This window comes from Arthrobacter bambusae, assembly GCF_030812595.1.
Classification (GTDB): Bacteria; Actinomycetota; Actinomycetes; order Actinomycetales; family Micrococcaceae; genus Arthrobacter; species Arthrobacter bambusae_B.
Window position 1 is genome coordinate 28129 of record NZ_JAUSSZ010000001.1, and the last position, 17981, is coordinate 46109.

Annotated in this window: 14 protein-coding genes; 9 read left to right on the forward strand and 5 right to left on the reverse strand. The window is 66.0% G+C overall.

Annotation, left to right across the window (positions count from 1 at the left end; translation table 11 throughout):
• The first annotated feature begins 15 nt into the window (after positions 1-15).
• Positions 16-1167 carry a cytochrome d ubiquinol oxidase subunit II gene (cydB, locus tag J2S96_RS00110; RefSeq protein ID WP_306858696.1) on the forward strand — a complete coding sequence of 384 codons (1152 nt, stop codon included), beginning with the start codon at positions 16-18 and terminating at the stop codon, positions 1165-1167.
• 3 nt (positions 1168-1170) lie between these two features.
• Positions 1171-4593 (forward strand): thiol reductant ABC exporter subunit CydD, encoded by a 3423-nt coding sequence (gene cydD / locus J2S96_RS00115; protein ID WP_306858698.1) that lies wholly within the window; start codon positions 1171-1173, stop codon positions 4591-4593.
• Between the two features lie 42 nt (positions 4594-4635).
• Here cydD and J2S96_RS00120 read toward each other — a convergent pair whose 3' ends face one another.
• On the reverse strand, positions 4636-5718 hold the full coding sequence (locus tag J2S96_RS00120) for an NAD(P)H-dependent flavin oxidoreductase (protein WP_306858700.1): 1083 nt from the start codon (positions 5716-5718) through the stop codon (positions 4636-4638).
• An 8-nt stretch (positions 5719-5726) separates the two neighbouring features.
• A complete protein-coding gene (locus tag J2S96_RS00125; RefSeq protein ID WP_306858702.1) occupies positions 5727-6245 on the reverse strand; it encodes a DinB family protein in 519 nt (172 codons plus the stop codon).
• A gap of 115 nt (positions 6246-6360) precedes the next feature.
• Here J2S96_RS00125 and J2S96_RS00130 point away from each other — a divergent pair, with 115 nt between their 5' ends.
• The gene (locus tag J2S96_RS00130) at positions 6361-6741 is read left to right on the forward strand and encodes a VOC family protein (RefSeq protein WP_306858704.1); all 381 of its coding nucleotides are present in this window, start codon (positions 6361-6363) and stop codon (positions 6739-6741) included.
• A 41-nt stretch (positions 6742-6782) separates the two neighbouring features.
• Here the strand turns inward: J2S96_RS00130 and J2S96_RS00135 are convergent, their stop codons facing one another.
• Positions 6783-9320 carry a DNA gyrase/topoisomerase IV subunit A gene (locus J2S96_RS00135; RefSeq protein WP_306858706.1) on the reverse strand — a complete coding sequence of 846 codons (2538 nt, stop codon included), beginning with the start codon at positions 9318-9320 and terminating at the stop codon, positions 6783-6785.
• A gap of 54 nt (positions 9321-9374) precedes the next feature.
• Here J2S96_RS00135 and J2S96_RS00140 point away from each other — a divergent pair, with 54 nt between their 5' ends.
• From J2S96_RS00140 to J2S96_RS00155, 4 genes are all read left to right on the forward strand, one after another.
• Complete coding sequence (locus tag J2S96_RS00140) at positions 9375-12068, forward strand: bifunctional acetate--CoA ligase family protein/GNAT family N-acetyltransferase (RefSeq protein WP_306858711.1); 2694 nt, start codon at positions 9375-9377, stop codon at positions 12066-12068.
• A gap of 67 nt (positions 12069-12135) precedes the next feature.
• Positions 12136-12864, forward strand: coding sequence for a DUF5998 family protein (locus tag J2S96_RS00145; RefSeq protein WP_306858716.1), 729 nt, complete (start codon positions 12136-12138; stop codon positions 12862-12864).
• The gene (locus J2S96_RS00150) at positions 12864-14093 is read left to right on the forward strand and encodes an alkaline phosphatase family protein (RefSeq protein ID WP_306858718.1); all 1230 of its coding nucleotides are present in this window, start codon (positions 12864-12866) and stop codon (positions 14091-14093) included. Before J2S96_RS00145 ends, J2S96_RS00150 begins: the two co-directional genes overlap by 1 nt.
• A complete protein-coding gene (locus tag J2S96_RS00155; protein ID WP_306858720.1) occupies positions 14086-14802 on the forward strand; it encodes a thymidine kinase in 717 nt (238 codons plus the stop codon). The genes J2S96_RS00150 and J2S96_RS00155 overlap by 8 nt, the downstream gene beginning before the upstream one ends.
• A gap of 22 nt (positions 14803-14824) precedes the next feature.
• Here J2S96_RS00155 and sepH read toward each other — a convergent pair whose 3' ends face one another.
• On the reverse strand, positions 14825-16201 hold the full coding sequence (sepH, locus tag J2S96_RS00160; protein WP_306858722.1) for a septation protein SepH: 1377 nt from the start codon (positions 16199-16201) through the stop codon (positions 14825-14827).
• A gap of 309 nt (positions 16202-16510) precedes the next feature.
• Here sepH and J2S96_RS00165 point away from each other — a divergent pair, with 309 nt between their 5' ends.
• Positions 16511-16810: a DUF4193 domain-containing protein gene (locus J2S96_RS00165; protein ID WP_059389107.1), complete on the forward strand. Its 300-nt coding sequence runs from the start codon at positions 16511-16513 to the stop codon at positions 16808-16810.
• On the opposite strand, the gene J2S96_RS00170 is transcribed toward J2S96_RS00165, so the two are convergent.
• Complete coding sequence (locus tag J2S96_RS00170) at positions 16807-17307, reverse strand: DUF3093 domain-containing protein (protein WP_306858724.1); 501 nt, start codon at positions 17305-17307, stop codon at positions 16807-16809. The two genes, J2S96_RS00165 and J2S96_RS00170, sit on opposite strands and share 4 nt — an antisense overlap.
• 109 nt (positions 17308-17416) lie before the next feature.
• On the opposite strand from J2S96_RS00170, the gene dut reads away from it, so the two are divergent.
• Positions 17417-17929 carry a dUTP diphosphatase gene (dut, locus tag J2S96_RS00175; protein WP_306858726.1) on the forward strand — a complete coding sequence of 171 codons (513 nt, stop codon included), beginning with the start codon at positions 17417-17419 and terminating at the stop codon, positions 17927-17929.
• Positions 17930-17981 lie beyond the last annotated feature (52 nt).

The window sequence follows — 17981 nt, forward strand, 5'->3', positions numbered from 1 at the left end:
AGAGGGATTTTTCGAATGGAACTGTTGCCTACCGTCTGGTTCGTGGCCATTGCCGTGCTGTGGACGGGCTACCTCTTCCTGGAGGGCTTCGACCTCGGGGTCGGCATGCTCATGAAGCTCTTCGCCCGGAACGACACCGACCGCCGGGTGCTGCTGAACACGATCGGTCCGGTGTGGGACGGCAATGAAGTGTGGCTGCTGACCGCGGCCGGTGCCACCTTCGCGGCCTTCCCGCTTTGGTACGCTTCGCTGTTTTCGGCGCTGTACCTGCCGCTGCTGATTGTCCTGGTGGCCCTGATCTTCCGGGCTGTGGCTTTCGAGTACCGGGGCAAAGTGGACACGGTGCGCTGGCGCACCATGTGGGACTGGGCGATTGCCGTCGGTTCGTTCACTGCCGCATTCGGCGTCGGCGCCGCGCTCGCATTGACCACCACAGGGCTTCCGATCGACTCGAATGGCGACCGCCAGGGCGGCCCCTTCGCCTGGTTCAGTGGATACGCCGTGCTGGGCGGATTCGCCGTCGTCTCGTTCGCCCTGGTGCATGCCCTGGCGTTCCTGGCCTTGAAAACCGACGGCGAAGTGCGCCACCGTGCGCGCCGCTGGTTTGTGCGGCTCGCGCCGCTCGCGTTGCTGCCGTTGCTCGCGTGGGTGGTCGCCGTCCAGTTGCTCAGCGGCAAGCCGTTGACGTGGATCCTGGTGATCCTCGCAGTCCTGGCAGCCGCAGGAGCCTGGATTCTCGCCCGCAAGGGAGCTGAGGGCAAGGCATTCGGAGCCCTGGGTGCATTCCTGGTGTGCGCTGCCGCGTCCATCTTCGGTGCGGCGTTCCCCGTGGTCATCCCTTCCACCTTGAACCCGGCGTTCAACCTCACTATTTCCAACGCGTCGTCGTCCGCCTACACCCTGGGGTTGATGAGCATCGCGGCCGCGGTCGGACTGCCCCTTGTCATCGCCTACCAGGCCTGGACGTACTGGGTGTTCCGCCGCCGCGTGAGCGCAGCACACATTCCCGCCGCACATGGTTTCCTCCCTGCCATCGCGGCCAATGTCCTGGTGGGCCATGCGGCACCGGGCGGCGCAGAAGGTAGCGGCCCAGAAGGTACCGGCACGCAAGGTACCGGCCCACAACGTACAGCGCCCAAAACCACCCCCCGCGATGCCGGCGAATAACGGATGAAGCCCCAGCTGCCCGCCGGACCAGCCACCCGGTCCGCCCTGTACCTCCTTGGCCTGCTGTCCGCCCTCAAGGCTCTGTCCCTGGTCCTGATTGCTCAGGCCATCGCGGAGATGTTGTCCGGACTCGCCGCGGGCGGCATGGGGTGGCGCGAAGGACTCCTCTGGGGTGCCGCCGGTGCGGTCCTGCGGTCACTGACGGTCTGGGGCCAGGGAGTCGCGGCACGCCGGGCGGCCCTTGGAGTCAAGGAAGAGCTAAGGTCCGCGCTGCTGCGGCGCGCCCTCGGCCCGGGGGCTGCGGGACGGGTCGGCGACATGAACGACGGCGGGCTCGCCGTGCTCGCGACACGCGGCCTTGACGCACTGGACAACTACTACACCCAGTTCCTGCCCGCCTTGGTCAATTGCGCCGCGGTGCCTTTGCTCCTCGGCGCGCGGATACTCTTCGCGGATTGGGTCAGTGCCGTGGTTGTGGTGTTGACCCTGCCGCTGGTCCCGCTTTTCATGGTGCTGATCGGCCGCCATACCGAGGACCAGGTCCACGAAGCCCAATCCACGCTGCGGAGGCTCTCGGGGCACATCCTGGAATTGGCCAAGGGACTTCCGGTGCTGGTGGGACTGGGCCGCGCGGGCGAACAGCGCGCAGCCCTCGAGGACCTCTCCGAGGAATACCGCTCGCGCACCATGGGAACCCTGCGGACTGCCTTCTTGTCCGCGCTCGCACTGGAACTCATAGCCACTATCTCCGTCGCGGTGGTGGCCGTCTTCATCGGCGTGCGGCTGGTAGCCGGAGACATGGGACTGGAAGCAGGCCTGTTGGCCCTGATCCTCGCCCCCGATTGCTATCTTCCCCTGCGCGAGCTGGGCACGGCCCACCACGCCAGCGACGACGGGCGCGAGGCCTTGGCAACAGCCAACGCCGTGCTTGAGTCGCCGGCGGGCCGTCCGCTGGACGAGGTTTCCTCCAACGATGTTTCCGGCGCTGATGTTCTTTCCGGTGCTGATGAATTCGGTACCGTCGGGGTCACCGGACTGACGGTGAGGTATGCGGGGAGGGCTGCTGCCGCCGTCGGGCCCATCGACTTCAAGGCTCCGCGCGGGCGTATCACCGCCCTTGATGGCCGCAGCGGTTCGGGCAAGAGCACCATCCTGGGTGTCCTCGCCGGGACGATCGGCGACGGTCCGCTGGCAACCATTGAAGGGTCGGTCACCGGCACAGGCGCCGGTACCGTGGCCTGGGTACCGCAGCATCCTGTCATGGTTGCCGATACGGCGCTGGACGAGGTGCTCCTCTACCTGAACGGCGGCAAGGACATCGCGCCGATCGAACCCGGGGCCACGCCCGACGCCGACATGTCGAGGGCCATGCGTTGCCTGGAGCAGGCTGCCGCGGAGCACCTTGCGTCCAAGCATCCTTCCGAGTTGAGCCCTGGCGAAATGCGCCGGGTGGCTGTGGCCCGCGGCCTGGCGCGCCTCAACGCGGGAGCTACGGTCCTGTTGCTCGACGAACCTACCGCGCATCTCGACGCCGCGTCCGCGGACGCCATCCGTTCGGCGATCGCGGGACTGCGGGGTGCCGCGACTGTCATCATGGTTGCCCACGACGCCGCAACCCGGAAACTGGCGGACAACGTGGTGAAGGTCGACGGGGGTACGGCACAGGAGCAAGCCGGCCCAGCGCGCCTGGAATCCGCCGCATCGATGGCAGTCCCGGTCCAGCGGGACATGAATCCGGGAGCCACACCGGACGGGGGAATTGAACCCCCCATCCCACTCTCCACGCTCAAGGCCCTAGGCCGGATCCTTGCTCCCGTCCGCTACAAGTTCGCCCTGGCTGTGCTGATCGCGGCGCTCGCGGCCCTGTTTGCCGTGGCGTTGTCAGGGCTGTCCGGCTGGCTCATCATCCGAGCCAGCGAGCAGCCACCCATCCTGTACTTGCTCGGTGCGATCGTGGGTGTGCGCTTCTTCGGCATAGGGCGGGCGGTGCTGCGCTACGCCGAGCGGCTCGTTGTCCACGACACCGTGTTCGCCGCGATGACAAAGCTCAGGGGCGCTCTCTGGGCGACCCTCAGCGCGAGGGCGCTGTCCCTGCGGCGGCTCCTTCAGGGCGGCAATGTACTCGGAGCCGTCGTGGACGACGTCGATACGCTGCGCGACGTGTTGCCGCGCGTCGTCCTGCCGCCCCTCTCAGCCCTTGCCGTTGCGGCATCGGCGGTGGCCGCCTCGGCCGTGCTGGTTCCTGCTACCGTACCGGCCGTTGTCGCGAGCGCCGTGGTTGGCCTTTTAGCGGCACCTCTTCTTGCCGTGCTGGCGGACCGCAACGCGGCCCGCTCGGAGCAGCAAATCCGCTCTCTCGTGCTGCGCGACGTTGCCGCGGCCCTCGACGCCCGTGCGGAGCTCAGCGCCAACGGCGTGGCCGGCACTGTCCTGGCGTCCTTGACCCGAAAGGATTCAGCAGCAACTGAGGCCGCCCGGCGCTCCGCGTGGGCTGACGGCATAGGCCAGGGTTTGGCCGTGCTTGCCTGCACCCTCGGAGCCTTGGCCGCAGGGATTCTCGCCGCACCGTCGGTGCAAGCCGGAACTGCGGCACCGGCTGTTGTGGCCGTCGTCGTCCTCGTCCAGCTCGCACTCTCCGAGCCCTACGCGGCCGCCGTGTCTGCCGTGCGGCAGGGGCCGGCTTTGGCTGCGGTGCTGCGGCGAATCGCGCAGTCCGGAGCTTTTGACGCCCCGGAAGCCGACGACGGCGGTGTGCTGAGGCTGCCCGAGCGCCCCGATGGTGCCGCCGGACTCCTGCTGGACCGCCTCGAAGCGTCATGGCCGGGAGGGGAGCCCGTGTTCAGCGGAGTCAGCGCTGAAGCAAGCCCCGGACGATGGCTCGCGGTGACCGGCCCCTCCGGCTCGGGGAAATCCACGTTGCTCTCCGTCCTCCTTGGCTTCCTGCCCGCATCATCCGGGCGTGCCTACGTCAGCGGGGATGCCGCGTGGTGTCCCCAGGAGGCCCACCTCTTCGACTCCACCATCCGCGGCAACCTGCTGCTCGCGCGCCCGGCCAGCCGCAAGCCTTCCGAAGCGGACATGTACAAGACTTTGGGCGCCGTCGGACTTTCAGGACTTGTGTCCGGGCTTCCCGGCGGCCTGGACAGCCGTACAGGCCCGTCGGGTTCGTTCCTGAGCGGCGGCGAACGCCAACGGCTCGCCATGGCCCGCACGCTCCTTACCGGGGCAGCTGTCCTGCTCCTGGACGAGCCAACCGCCCACCTCGACGCCGCGGCGGCCCACCTCATGATGGCGGAACTGCGCGTCGGGCTGAGGGACGTCACGGTGGTCCTCGTGACCCACAACCCGGCCGACATCGCCGGGGGAGACGCCCGGCTGGATCTCGGCTCACCGTCGGCGCTCCCGGCGCTGGTGCGCGGAAACTAGCGGATGCGGAAACTAGCGGATGCGGAACTAGCGGATGCGGAACTAGCCGAGGAGCCGCCCGAGGATGGCGTCCACGGACTCGGTGATCGTGTCCACGAGCTTCCGGGCATCATCCTCCCTGATGAGAGGCGTCGACTGGCCTGCCCACAAGGACATCACCTCAGGGATTCCCTGTGCCGCCGCAGCGGGCCGGAACTTGCCCGTCAGCCAGTTCTGGATCGGGAACGGAGCGTGCGTGGCGGGATCCGCGAGTTCCGCGATGATCCTGTTGGGGATGCCGCGGGCAAGGCGGCCGCTGAGGGCGCGGGTCAGGACAGTGTGGGCGGCGTCGGGTCCGCGCATCGCCGCCAGATGCGCCGGACTGATGGCTGACTGGCGCGTGGCGAGGAACGCTGAACCGATCTGGACCGCGTCAGCGCCAAGCGCCAAGGCTGCAGCGACCCCGCGGCCATCGGAGATACCGCCTGCGGCGATGACCGGAACCGATACGGCATCCACCACTTGGGGTACCAGCGCCATGGTCCCGACGAGTGAGTCCTCCGGTGGGCGCAGGAAGGAAACCCGGTGTCCGCCGGCCTCCATGCCCGTAGCGACGATGGCGTCAACTCCGCCGGCATCCAAGGCCGCGGCTTCGTCAACGGTGGTCGCTGTACCCACCACCACGATGCCGTTGCGGTGGGCCTCCTCGATGACCCCCTCGGACGGAACACCGAATATGAAGCTCAGGACGGCCGGCCGGGCTTCGATGGCTGCTTGGATCTGTTCCTGCAGATCGGGCAAGTAGGTGTCCGGTTGTGCTGGTGGTTCCACGCCCACCAGCTCGAAGTATGGCCGGAGGATGTCCACATAGGCGGCGTACTGCCGGGCGTCCGGGGTCGGTAGCACTTCGCCTTCGATGGGGAGCCAAAGATTGAGCGCGAAGGGTTTCCCGGTGGCCGCCCTGAGTTCGCGGGCCGTGGCCGAAATCCGCTCCGCATCGTATCCGTAGAGGCCGTAGGAACCCAGGCCGCCGGCTTCGCTGACCGCAGCCGACAGTTCGACCGATGACAGGCCGCCGAAAGGACCAAGAACGATGGGCAGGTCAATATTGAGGAGGCGTGTTGCCGGGGTGTCTTTCCACGACATAGCAGCGCCTAGCCGTCCACGTCGTGCAGGTGATGGACGACGTCGTGCAGGAAGTATTGGGCAAACGTCAGCACGGTGAACGTGGAGCCGTTGCTGCGGACCCCCGTGCGGGGCCACTCATCTTCGTGGACGGCGGCGAAGGAGTTGGCAATCTGGGCGCCTTCTGCGGCCAGCTGCGCAGCCACTTCCGCCGGATCCGCATTGGCGTAGTCGCCATCGATCGCGGCTTCGTCCTGGTTCCAGTCGTCGAAGTGGGCGTCGTCTTCCCGCAGCATCAGGTTCAGCCGCTGGTCGAAGAGGCTGAACACATCACGGACGTGGCAGGCGTACTCCAAGGGGGACCATGTGTCCTCGTCCGGACGTGTCGATGCGTCTTCCCGGCGCAGGACGGCCCGCCAACGCGGCAGCATGTTCAGGACTGTCCCCGGGACGGTGGACGGGGTCACAGCGGCGGCGTCGAAGCCGCACTCGGGACAGGGAGTGGACAGGACCCAGGTCCAGTCCTTGTCATCGGGAATGATCGGCATGGCAGTAGTCTAGGGTGCCCGACGGCAGTCTGGGGTGCCGCCCGGCGAACCTGATCCCGGCGCCTCCTTCAGGAGTAAGGTTATGAGCTGGGGAAGCCTGGAAAGTGAAATTGCCATGCTTAAGGATCTAAATGTCGCCGGCGTGCTCCCTGCCAGCGATCTCGCCCGCGCCCGCGACTTCTACCGCGACAAGCTCGGTCTCGAACCGGACAACCCGGAGGCCGCTGACAACCTGATGTACAAGTGCGCCAACGGCACCGGCTTCCTGCTTTACGAGACGCCCTATGCGGGGACGGCGAAGAACACCCAGTTGGGATTCCAGAGCACCGACTTGGACAAGGACATGGCCGATCTCAGGGAGCGCGGAATCGTATTCGAAGAGTACGACCTCCCCGGCCTGAAAACCGAGAACGGCGTCGCCACGTTGCCTAACGGCGATCGCGGAGCCTGGTTCCTCGATTCGGAAGGAAACATCATCAGTATCGCCACGATGTAGTCAGGACATCCGGGGTCTTGGCAGTCAGCGGCGGCTTCCGGTCAGCCCTCCCCGGCTTCGCCTTCATCCCACGCCATGCTCGCACCGATTGCATCCACGGGCTGGGAGAGGGGGACACCGGAGCCGTCGCGGCGGCCGTGCTCCTGGGGGAGGGCACGGGCGACCCCGGCGCTGGACGACGCCTTGGCCGGGCCGTGGCCAGCCCATCCGAGCAGCAGTGTGTCTTCTCCCTTGAGGAAGCGGTGGGCCCGCACGCCTCCCGTCGCCCGGCCCTTGGCCGGATACTCCTCGAACGGGGTGATCTTCGCCGTGCCCGGAGCAGTCCCCGGCAGCGCGCCGTTGCTGCCGGCGATCGTCACGACGACGGCGGCAGGGTCGTTGACGCGCACCGTGCCGAAGTGAATGACCTCGTCGCCGTCCCCGAGCTTGATGCCAGCCATGCCGCCTGCGGTACGGCCCTGCGGCCGTACCGCAGAGGCACTGAAACGCAGGAGCTGCGCGAGCCGGGTCACGAAGACGAGGTCGACGTCGTCGTCCTGGGCGGGCGCTACGCCCACCACGGCGTCCTTGTCCTTGAGGGCAATGATTTCCCAGTCTTCGCGGTTCAACGGATAGTCGGGCTGGACGCGCTTGACCACGCCCTGGACCGTTCCGATGGCCAACACGGCATCCAATGGCACGAATGCCACGAGCGTTTCGCCCTTGAGGAGGGTGATGAAGTCCTTTGCCGCGACGCCGCCGGCAAGATTGGGCAGGCCGGACATGGGCGGCAGCGCAGGCATGTCCATGACTTGTACCCGGAGCATGCGGCCCTGCGAGGTGACCGCGCCGATCTCGCCGCGCGCGGTGGTCTTGACGACCGAGCGGTAGACGTCATGCTTGCTCCGCGGGCCGGATTCGGCGAGCGGCTCCTGGTTGGAGGTCCGAGCGATCTGGCCGGAAGCACTGAGCAGGGCCCAGCAAGGGTCATCGGGGATTTCGAGCGGGAGCGCGGCGGCCTTGCCCTTGCCCGCGGGAACGGCTGCTGCAAGCGACGCGGCGACGGTGGGGGAGACAGCTTCGGACTCCAGGAGAACCGTGCGTCGGGGGGTGCCGTACTTCTCCGCCACTTCGGCCAGCTCTCCGGACACCACCTCGCGCAGGAGCACGTCGGAGGCCAGGATCGCCTCGAGCTCGGCGATCTCCCGGCGCAGTTCCTCCTGCTCTTTCTCGAGTTCGATGCGCGAGTACTTGGTCAGCTGGCGCAAGCGAAGTTCCAGGATGTAGTTGGCCTGGATCTCGGACAAATCGTAGATGGACATCAGCCGTTCGCGGGCGGCCGATGCCTCGTCCGAGGACCGGATGATCTGGATGACCTCGTCGATATCGACGATCGCGATCAGCAGGCCCTCCACCAGGTGGAGGCGGTCCTTCTTCTTTCCCAGGCGGAAGGCTGTGCGACGGCGCACGACGGAAAGCCGGTGGCCGACGTAGACCTGCAACAGCTGGAGCAGGCCCAGGGTCTGCGGCTGCCCATCCACCAAGGTGACATTGTTGATGCCGAAGGAATCTTCCATCGGGGTGAACCGGTAGAGCTGCTGCAGCACGGCGTCGGGGTTGAAGCCGTTCTTGATCTCGATGACGAGCCGGAGCCCGTGCTTGCGGTCAGTGAGGTCCATGACATCGCTGATGCCCGTCAGCTTTTTGGCGTTGACGGCATCCTTGATCTTCTCGATGACCTTCTCCGGACCCACCATGTAGGGGAGTTCGGTCACTACGAGGCCGGTGCGGCGTGCGGTCAGCTGTTCGATCTCCGCCTTGGCGCGGGTCTTGAACGAACCGCGTCCCGTGGCGTATGCGTCACGGATTCCGTCCAACCCGACGATCCGGCCGCCGGTGGGAAGGTCCGGGCCGGGCACGAACCTCATCACGTCTTCCAGCGTGGCGTCCGGATTGGCGATGAGGTGCCGGGCGGCCGCGATGACCTCCACGAGGTTGTGGGGAGCCATATTGGTGGCCATGCCGACGGCGATCCCGGTGGTGCCGTTGACCAGCAAATTGGGGAAGGCCGCGGGCAGGACATCCGGCTGGGTCAGCTGGTTGTCGTAGTTGGGGACGAAGTCCACCACGTCTTCGTCGAGGTGTTCGGTCATCGTCATCGCAGCCGCGGCGAGCCGCGCTTCGGTGTAACGCGGTGCTGCCGGGCCGTCGTCGAGCGAACCGAAGTTGCCGTGCCCGTCGATCAGGGGCAAGCGAAGCGAGAAGTCCTGCGCCATGCGCACCATGGCGTCGTAGATGGCCGCGTCACCGTGGGGGTGCAGCTTTCCCATGACTTCGCCCACCACGCGGGCACTCTTCACATGCCCGCGGTCCGGGCGCAGGCCCATGTCGCTCATCATGTACAAGATGCGCCGCTGGACAGGTTTCAGGCCGTCGCGCGCATCGGGGAGCGCGCGGGAATAGATCACCGAATACGCGTACTCCAGGAAGGAGCCTTCCATTTCGGAAGTGACGTCGATATCGATGATGTTCTCGGTGAAGTCCCCGTCGAGGGCGGCCGAAGCGGCGTTTGCGCGGGAGGGACTTTGGCTGCGTGCCATGGAGTCGGTGGATCCTTAAACGTGTACTGCGGAAGACTTAGCTAGGCTAAGCCTATGGTGGATCAGCCCGGCGCCGGCGTATATCCGGAATATTGGGAGGCCGATGTCGTGCTCCGCGACGGCGGAACGGCCCACTTGAGACCTATCTCACCCGAGGATTCGGACGCCCTCCAGGCTTTCCATGCCGCGCAGTCGGAGGCCTCCATTTACATGCGGTTCTTCTCGTTCAAGCCCAGGCTCTCCAGCAAGGAACTTCGCCGCTTCACCGAGGTGGACCACAGGGACCGGGTGGCGTTCGTCATCACCATCGGCGGCGAGATCGTGGGGGTCGGCCGGTACGATCGGCTCGATGACCCCACGGAGGCCGAAGTGGCCTTCAATATCTCCGATAACCAGCAGGGCCGGGGCATCGGCTCCATCCTTCTCGAACACTTGGCTGCCGCTGCCCGGGAGAACGGGATCCGCCGCTTCACGGCCGAGGTCCTGCCGGAGAACCGCAAGATGCTCCGGGTCTTTGCCGATGCCGGATACGAGCTCGCGCGCAAATTCGATGACGGCGTCGTCAGCGTTGAATTCAACATCGACCCCACCGAAAAATCCCTGGCCGTCATGGAATCCCGGGAGCACCGCGCCGAGGCGCGAAGCGTACGGGACTTGCTGGCGCCGTCGTCGATCGCGGTGGTGGGCGCCAGCCGCCGGTGGGGGACTGTCGGGCACCAATTGCTTGAACACATCATAGAAGGCGGCTTCACTGGCGCGGTCCATGCGGTCAACCCTGAAGCATTCGAACTGGCCGGCATGAAGTCCTTCGCCCGCATCGCCGACGTTCCCGGGCCCGTTCAACTCGCAGTCATCGCGGTTCCGTACGAGGAAGTGCCGAAAGTCGTGGACGAGTGCGGGGCGGCCGGGGTCAAAGGCCTGGTGGTCGCCACGGCGGGTTACGCGGACGACGGCGAGCGGGGGCTTCGGAGGCAGCGGGACTTGGTGCGCCAGGCCAGGTCCTATGGGATGCGCGTGATCGGCCCCGAGTCGTTGGGGATTGTGAATACCAATCCGGAGGTTTCGCTCAACGCGTCCATGGCGCCGGGCTTGCCCCGGCGTGGGGGACTGGGGCTGTTTTCGCAATCCGCGGCCATCGGGGTCTCCGTTTATGCCGCGGCGAGCCGCCGGGGCTTGGGCCTTTCCTCGTTCCTGTCTGCCGGGAACCGCGCCGATATCTCCGGCAACGACGTCATGCAGTTCTGGGAAGACGATCCCGATACTGCCGCCGTCGGGCTTTACCTGGAGTCCATCGGCAATCCCCGCAAGTTTTCCCGCCTGGCCCGCCGATTGTCGCGGAGCAAGCCGGTCATCGTTGCCAAATCGGATGTCACCGGCTTGCGCCTTCCGCCGGGTCACGTGGTCAGGACAACATTGGCACCCTCGGCGGCACTGGACGCGATGATGCGCCAAGCCGGGGTTATCGCCGTCGAAACCATCGAACAGCTCATGGATGTGGCGCAGATCGTTTCCAGCCAGCCGCTGCCCAAAGGGCCGGCGCTCGCCGTCTACAGCAATTCCGCGGCCTTCGGGAAGGTTGTCGCGGACAATGCGGCGCCCCACGGACTCGTTGTCGACAGGATCGTGACCGACGTGGACCTGGACGCGGGGACCTCCGCAGCGCGGGAAGGGCTGCGGCGCAGCCTCCGGAAGAATCTTGCGGACGATTCCGTGCATGCGGTGGTGGCGGCGATGGTGCCGTCCCGCAGCCTCACGATGGACGCGATCGCCGGAGTGCTGGCAGAGTGCGCGGCGGAGGCGGACAAACCCGTCGTGGCGGCTTTCACGGGGATACTCGACAGTTCCGTGCAACTGGATGGAGTGCTTGCCCCAAGCGGAGAGTCCGGGCCCTCGCTTCCTTGCTATTCCAGCGCCGGCAGCGCAGTGGCGGCGCTGGCGGCCGTGGTCCGTTACGCGAAGTGGCTGGATAGGGACCAGGGCATCTTTGTGGAGCCTGCGGGTTGCGACCGCGAGGGTACCCGAGAACACATCGAACGGCTCTTGTCTTCCGTCGCGGGGGAGCAATTGGTCCGGCTCGACGACGGCGAAGCGGCCGCCCTCCTGTCCCGCTACGGCATCCCCGTGGTGCCCTCGGCTGTGTTCGAGAGCGACGACGAAGCTGTGGCCGCAGCCGAACGGCTCGGTTGGCCCGTGGTGCTCAAGACCACGGACCCGGCCCTCCGGCATCGCCTGGATCTGGGTGGGGTGCGGCTGGACATCGAGGACGCGGACTCGCTGCGGCGCAATATCGTCCAGATGCGCCGCGCCCTTGAGCCGTACGGTTCATCAGCGATTGAGGTGCAGGCCATGGTTTCCGTGGGGCAGGCCTGCAGGTTCCGGGCCATCGAGGATCCGCTGCTGGGCCCGGTGGTGTCCTTCGGCTTGGCGGGCGACGCCGTGAACCTCCTGGACGATTGGGCGCACCGGGTACCGCCTTTGTCCTCCACCGATCTCCACGACTTCATCAGGGCACCCCGGGCTTCGCTTAAGCTCTTCGGTTACCAAGGGCTGCCTGCAGTTGACGTAGCGGCCCTCGAGGACCTTGGAGCCCGGCTGGTCCGCCTCAAGGATGAACATCCCGGGATCGCCCTGGTGGAATTCAATCCCGTCCTGGCTGGGACCCGGGGCGCAAAGATCCTTGCCGCCGAGGTATGGATCGGGAACGCGGCACAGCGTACGGACAGTGCCCGCCGTGCGATGCGCAGCTGAGCGGACAGTTGACCGCCGGAAGGCTGGACGGTTATGAAGTCCCCAGCCGATCTGTGAAAATGGGGGAATGAGCTCGAAGTCCCCGACGCCTCCGTCCGGTCCGGCTACCACCGGGCACCATGCAGCACACAACCACAGCTCGCAGGGGCAGAGCCTGGATCAGGCGCTTCAACGGGCAGGTTTCTACCCTGTCCTTGTTGCCGATGTTGTGGCCGATGCCTTGGATGGGCGTGACTGCCTTGCGCACTTGGTGCATTTGGAAACGCATTTCGACCGTGCCGAGGTACGGCGGCACATCACGGTCCTGGTCCTCACCGAGGACATGTTGGTGATCACCCACGTCGACGACCAGCAGCTTGACGAGGCCGGCGAGCAGATCGTCGCCCAGATTTCCACCGAATCAGTGCCCGTGGCACAAATCCGCTCGGTAGTCCTGAGCTACATGTATGCGCAGCCGCAGAACTACACTCCAAGCGACCCCGTCAGGGAGCTCACCCTGTCCATTGCCTGGTCCGGCGGCCAGCGCCTCGATGTGGGACCTGCGAGTTGCGGCGATCCCCAGTGCGAAGCCGACCATGGGTACACGGGCACCATCTCCCAGGAGGACATCGTGCTGCGGATCAGCTCGGAGGCCGACGGACCCAGGGCTGTCCAGGACGCGAAGGTCTTTGCCCGCGCGTTGCGGGCTGTGAACACAGGCGCTTCCGGGCCTGCGGTCCACCCTGGGACCATCTCCGCCCCGCGACTGCGCTCGGGGGTCTTCGGAAACCGCCTGAGCCGCGGGCACCAGCGCTGATGGCGGCTTCGGAACACGTCGCCCAGGACACCGCCCCCGTTTCCAGTACCGTCCCTGAGCTTCCCGGCGCGCCGCTCTATGGCAGCAAATCCATCGCCGAGGTCTTCACCAGCGCCGCAGCGAGCATGGGCCTGCCCGGCTTCGAAAACAAGCTTCAATTGCCTGCGTCGCAACGCGTGTGCGTGGTTGTCGCTGATGGCCTGGGGCGCAATCTCCTCAAGCAGAAGGCCGCCCACACCCCGTTTCTGAGGTCGGTTGCGAATTCGGGACAGGGAGCCGTCCCGGTGTGGCTTGATTCAGCGTTCCCTTCCACCACCGCATCGTCCTTGGCCAGCCTCGGAACCGGCCTGACTCCGGGCGAACACGGCATGGTCGGCTATGACGTCCTGGATCCCGACCAGGACAAAGTGGTGAACCTGCTCGGCAATTGGGACGCCGGCGTCGACCCCGTGCGCTGGCAGCCGTTCCCGACAATTTTCGAACGCGTCGCCGCGGACGCCGACGTCGTCACGGTGAGCCTGCCCCAGTTCGGCGCGTCACCGATGACCCGTGCGGCGCTCCGGGGAAGCCGGTTCGTGGGGGGCAGCTCGCTCCATGCCCGGACGGCGGCGGCGGGGCAGGAAATGGCTGCCGGAACCCGCACGCTGATGTATTTTTACGTCAACGAGCTGGACAAAGCCGGGCACCGCTACGGCTGCCAGTCCGATCGCTGGGAGCACCAGCTCGAAGAAATCGATTCGACGGTCAAGCGGCTCTCTGCCTCGCTTCCTGCGGGGACGACCATCCTGCTCACCGGCGACCATGGAATGCTTGACGTCCCGGAGTCGCAGCGCATCGACTACTCGGCCGATCCGGCCCTTATCGCCGGGGTCCGGCACACAGCAGGCGAGCCACGCATGGTTCATCTGTACCTGGAACCCGACGCCGGAGAGCGTCACAGGGATGCCCTGCTGCTTGCCTGGCGCGCGCGCTTCGGCGGGCGGATCTGGTCCTTCACCCGAGAGCAGGCCCTTGAGGCAGGTCTCTTCGGGGCCCTGCGAGCTGAAGTTTCGCCGCGGATTGGCGATGTCATGATCGCTGCCCGGGACACTTTGGCGCTTTATGACGTCCGCCGGGTCCGTCCGGCTGCCTTGGAGGTGGTGGGGCAGCACGGTTCGCTGACCAAGGCGGAGCGCGAAGTTCCTTTGCTTTGCTTCCCGGCCGGAGGACCCAAGGGGCGGCGTGGCTGAGCTTATTTTCTTCTCCGGGACCATGGACTGCGGCAAGTCCACCCTTGCATTGCAGATGGACTACAACCACCGCGCCCGCGGCCGGGGCGGCGTCCGCTTCAGTTGCAACGACCGCGCGGGCGGCTCAGTCATCTCAAGCCGGCTTGGACTCCAGACAGGCGCGGTGGAGGTCCTTGAGACTACAGATTTCTGGGACGAAGTTGTCCGACGCCGGACGACAGGCCTCAAGGTCGACTACCTGATCTGTGATGAAGCCCAGTTTTACTCGCCGGAGCAAGTGGAACAGCTGGCGCGCGTCGTCGATGAGATGGACGTGGACGTGTTCGCATTCGGAATCACGTCCGACTTCCGGACCCGCCTGTTCCCGGGGTCCCAGCGTTTCGTGGAGCTCGCGGACAGGGTCCAGGTCCTGCAGGTCGAAGCGCTTTGCTGGTGCGGTCGCCGGGCAACACACAACGCGCGGACAGTGGACGGCATCATGGTGGTCGAAGGCGAGCAAGTCGTGGTGGGAGACGTTGCCATGGAGGCCGGGCGGGCGGAGGCCACCCTGGAGGACACCAAAGCGTCGCACCCGGTTGTCGGATACGAGACGCTCTGCCGGCGGCACTACATGCGCCGGGTCACGGCGCACGGGGCCAACCTCATGGCGAGCCGGGACCAGTTGCTGCCCTTCGACGTCGACGCTTGCCTTTGGCACGGCACCAGCTGAAGGGGCCGGGAGCCGAAAGCTGCTAGTCCCCGCGAGTCCCGAAGAGGATGTCATCCCAGCTCGGGATGCTTGAGCGCTTGGGCCGTGACGGTTGGCGCTCTGCCGCTGCCCCTTCTGAAGACTCGTCATCGTTCTGGCCGGAAGGGCTGGTCTTCGGCTCTTCGCGTTCCCGCCTCGGAGCTCCGCCGAGGAGTTCGTCCAGGCCCGCCCGCGGTGCTGCCGCGTCCCGGGGTCGGGGTTCGTCGGTTCCGGCCTGTGCGCCGTGGTCGTTCCTGCCCCGCAACAACGTCACCGGGCGCAGGGGTCCCGGGATCACGGTGATTTCCCGGGTATCCGTGCTGACGCCGTCGTGAAGATGGAGGGAATCGTCTTCCTTGTCGTCCTGCTTCGGGGCCAGGCTCAGGCGGGACAGCATGGATGCGCGGGCGTCACGGCGAGTGGTAGCGGGCTCGGCGTCCGCCTTTTCGTTTTCGTCCGTGTCCGCGTCGGCTGACTCTTTGTCAGCTGTCTCCTTGTCCGCAGGTTTGTCCTCCACGTCGCCGGGACGCGGATGCGCGGCGGGCACGCCACTGCTTAGCAGCAGCGCCAAAGCGTCGTCGCTGTCTTCGTCAAGTCCCAGCCGTTGTCCGCGGCGTGAGCGCAGCATGTCCAGGAGCCCATCGGCTTCCTTCGTGGCAGCGGCAGCCGCCGCGCGGGCCGCAGTCCCGGCGTCGGCCTCAAAGTCAAAGGGCCGGTCGGAGACGGCCGCGAGCCGCCGCGCCGGTACCGGGCCATCGAGGGGTTCCAGTTCGCTGAGCTGCTGCGCCCAGCGGTTGGCGTTCTGGATGGATTTGCGGGCCGGGTTGAACGTCCACATCGCCGGCGGCTCTTCGCCGATGGTCTCGAGGCTGCCAGGCTTTGTTTCGAAGCGTGCGACGACGGTCCACGTGCCGTCCGTCCGGCGCCAGGAATCCCACTCCACCGCTGAAGAGTCGATCCCATGGGCCGTGAGCCGGTGGGCCACCATATCGCCAAGGCTTGCAGGTTCGTCGCCGAACGCTGCGCGGTAGGAGTCCTGGCCGGGGGCCGGGGCAGCGACTTCGACTTTGCGGGCCTGCTGGGCGATGTACTCGCGCTCGGCGAGCACAGGACCCTCATAGCGCTGTACATTGGCGAGCGGCAAGCCTGATAGCTCCGCCACTTCCGCGGCGGTAGCGCCGCTGCGGATACGTGACTGAATGTCACGGGGGGACATGGCGACGGGGGTAATGGATGCGCGTGCGGCCACCTGGGCAGGTGTCCGGCTCGCTGCAACCCGCAACGCCTCATCAATCGGAAGCTGGAACATCTCGCCGCCGGTACCGCTCAACAGGAGATGTCCGCCGTCGTCGTGGACGCCAACCAGCCGTAGATCCCGCATAAAATCCTCCACCATGGCCTATCTGACATTCGAAACTCTGCCACCCGCCATGGCCTTTTCCTACTAGGACAAAGGGCGCGCCGCGATATTCCGGGTTTTTCCGGGCTCCTCCGGCGTTCTCCTGCGGTGGTCATCCCCAGGGGTATGGACATTCGAGTCCGCCGGGAGGACAATCTGGCCGATATCGGGCACAAAAATGCGGCCTCCTGCGTTACATCCTTAGATTGGAGCAGGTTCGTGAAAACAGGACCGCAAGCCCCTAAAGCACCAAGCCCTGCCTAAAGCACAAGGGAGAACGAAGAAGGGACCATGGCAACGGACTACGACGCCCCTCGGAAGACGGAAGAAGACACCGAGGACTCGATCGAGGAACTCAAGTCCCATCGCACCGAGAAACAGTCGTCATCGGCTGTTGATATCGATGAGACCGATCTGGCTGATGCCTACGAGCTCCCGGGTGCGGACTTGTCCGGCGAAGAGCTGTTGGTTCGCGTCCTCCCGCCGCAGCCGGACGAATTTACGTGCTTCAACTGCTTCCTGGTCAAGCACCGCTCGCAGATTGCGCGGGAGAAGGACGGGCATCTGTACTGCAAGGAATGCGAAAGCTAGCTTCGGGAGGCTTGCTTGGACAGCGCTGCCACGAGTTCTTCGGGGCGGCGGGTGGACGTCAGCCAGTACGGGGTGCGGTCTGCCGGGTCGGTGATTTCGATACGCACTACCGGATCAATCCAGCCGCGGAGGCAAAGGTACGCCAGTCCATGGAGGCGGGTGCCGCGCTCTGCGACGGCTTCGTCCTTGTGGAACGCGGTGACAGCGCCGATGAACTCGCGCTGGATACTGGCGCGTCCCACTTGGACAGTGTCCCGGTCCACCACAATCGCGGGGGTGGACGTCACCAGCAAGGTGGCCGTGATCGCGAAGAGAACCAGCGCGGCGATGATGCCCGCAGTGATGCTGATTGGCGCAAACATGAGAATGCCAGCGGCGGAGAAGCCGACCGCGACGATCCAGATCCAGGGTGATGGCCAGAGCTTTTCCGTGTACAGGACGCCCGTTCCACTCGAGGAATGGTGCGGCACAGGTACGGAAGCAGTCGATTCAGGCATGACACCAGCTTATCGGGACTACGACCCTTGGAATTAACGCTTCTTCAGCCATGCACCGCCCTCCGGCCGTAATCGTGGCAGTATCCCGCGGACGATAGAATATGTGACTGTGAGCCACGAGACAGCAGTAGCCAACCCAGCAGACAGCCCCGCCGAATACGGTGCGCCGACCCTTCAGGTCCAACTGAAAATGCTCGACGCCGGCTTGGAAGTGCCGTCGTACGCCCACCCCGGTGACGCCGGCGCGGACTTGCGTGCCCGCGAGGACGTGACGCTCGCCCCTGGACAGCGGAAACTCGTACCTACAGGCGTCTCAATCGCACTGCCAAACGGCTTCGTCGCCCTGATCCACCCCCGATCAGGGCTGGCAACCAAGCATGGACTCACGGTGGTGAACGCTCCCGGGACGGTCGATGCGGGCTACCGAGGTGAAATCTCCGTGACGCTTTTGAATACGGACAAAAACCAGGCGATTGAACTCAAGCGCGGCGATAGAATTGCTCAAATGGTGATCCAGCGCGTCGAGTACGCGCAGTTCGTTTCCGTGGAGGAGTTGTCCGACACCTCGCGCGGCACTGGCGGCTTTGGATCCACCGGAGGCTTCGCGCCGGCCGTGAGCTAGCAACAACCCTCGGCAAATCGGCGCCGTTCGGAGCTGATTGCCATGCTGTCCG